This window comes from Brachybacterium alimentarium (assembly GCF_002332425.1).
GTDB lineage: Bacteria > Actinomycetota > Actinomycetes > Actinomycetales > Dermabacteraceae > Brachybacterium > Brachybacterium alimentarium.
The window spans coordinates 1-1,433 of sequence record NZ_NRGS01000063.1; the positions used below are offsets into that span (position 1 = coordinate 1).

Annotated in this window: 1 protein-coding gene; it reads right to left on the bottom strand. The window is 67.9% G+C overall.

The window, feature by feature from the left end; translation table 11 throughout:
- Window positions 1-3: 3 nt before the first annotated feature.
- A complete protein-coding gene (locus CIK71_RS17335) occupies window positions 4-1,314 on the bottom strand; it encodes an ISL3 family transposase (protein WP_096166914.1) in 1,311 nt (436 codons plus the stop codon).
- Window positions 1,315-1,433 lie beyond the last annotated feature (119 nt).

Sequence of the window (1,433 nt, forward strand, 5' to 3'; positions counted from 1 at the left end):
GGCTCATCGCATCTGAGGGTGTAGCTGGTTTCTGAATCCTCCTGATTCGAGCAGGCTGCGGGCGACGTAGTTGGTGAGGTTTCGGAAGCCGAGGGCGGAGCCGCGGAGGTGTTCAAGCCGTCCGTTGATCGCCTCTGTCGGCCCGTTGCTGGTGCCGGGGCGATCGAAGAACGCCAGGACGTCGTCGGCGCGCTTGGTCAGCGTCCGGCCCAGCTTTCCCAGCTCGACGAGGGTGTCTGGGACCTTCGCCCTGAGGGCCGCGATGACCTTCTCCATCTTCGATCTGGCTCTGGCCCGGTCGGGTTCTCGATAGGCGGCGATCATGGCCTGGTAGATCTCCCAAGTAGCCTCGACCGCAGCGTGAGGGTGGTGGGCGAACAGGGCGTTGAGGCGTTCGCGCTGCCGCTGGGTCAGCAGCTTGGTCCCGGTGTGGAGGGTGCGGCGGGACGTGTAGAGAGGGTCGTCCTTGCGGCCTCGACGCTTGTGGAGCTTCTGCTGGATCCGCCGCCGGCAGTCATCCAGAGCGTCCCCGGCGAGGCGGACGACGTGGAAGGGATCCATGACCGCGACCGCGCCGGGCAGGGCCTCGCTCGTCGCGGTCTTGAACCCTGTGAATCCGTCCATCGCGACGACCTCGACGCGGTCCTTCCACGCCTTGGGTCGCGCTTCGAGCCAGGCCTTGAATGCCGCCTTGGAGCGTCCTTCGACCATGTCCAGCAGCCTCGCCGGCCCGGTCTTGTCCCTGGCGGAGGTGAGATCGATGATCACGGTGACGTACTTGTCGCCGCGGCGGGTGTGGCGCCAGACGTGCTCATCAACGCCGATCACGCGGACTCCGTCGAAGCGGGCCGGGTCATCGATCAGCAGGCGCTTCCCCTCGGCCAGGACGGCGTCGTTCGCGGTGTGCCAGGCCACGCCCAGCCCGGCAGCGACCCGCGCGACCGAGAGGTGATCGATGACCAGCGCCTCCAGCGCCCACCGGGTCCCGCCCCGGGAGAGCTTCGCCCGCCCGGCCGCTGCAGCCGTGGTGTCTTCGCGCCAGTGGGTTCCGCAGTGGTCACATCGGTAGCGCCGGATTCGCACCAGAAGCGTCGTGGGGCGGTGGCCGAACGGCTCATGCGCCAGGGACCGCGAGATGGAACCCCGCGACGTCGCCCGTCCTCCGCAGGCACGGCACCACGATTCCTCCTCGGCGACCCGACACTCCAGCACCGCTCGATCGGCCGTGAGGTTCTGGCCGACCACGACCAGACCAAGCTCCTCAAGGCGGGTGAAGGTCGTCAGGTCGGGGTCGCCGAAGGTAGCGTTGGGCATGTCGAGGTCTTCCTGATGGCGAGCGTGAGAACTTCCATCATCGGGAGACCTCGACGTTTATCCCGGCACCGACGCGCCCACCCCACGCCCCGCAGCTACCCCCTCAACTGCGAAGAGCC

Bases quoted from the DNA above. Each gene is read 5' to 3' on its own strand.
- CIK71_RS17335 (WP_096166914.1), bottom strand. From the start codon at position 1,314: ATGCCCAACGCTACCTTCGGCGACCCCGACCTGACGACCTTCACCCGC.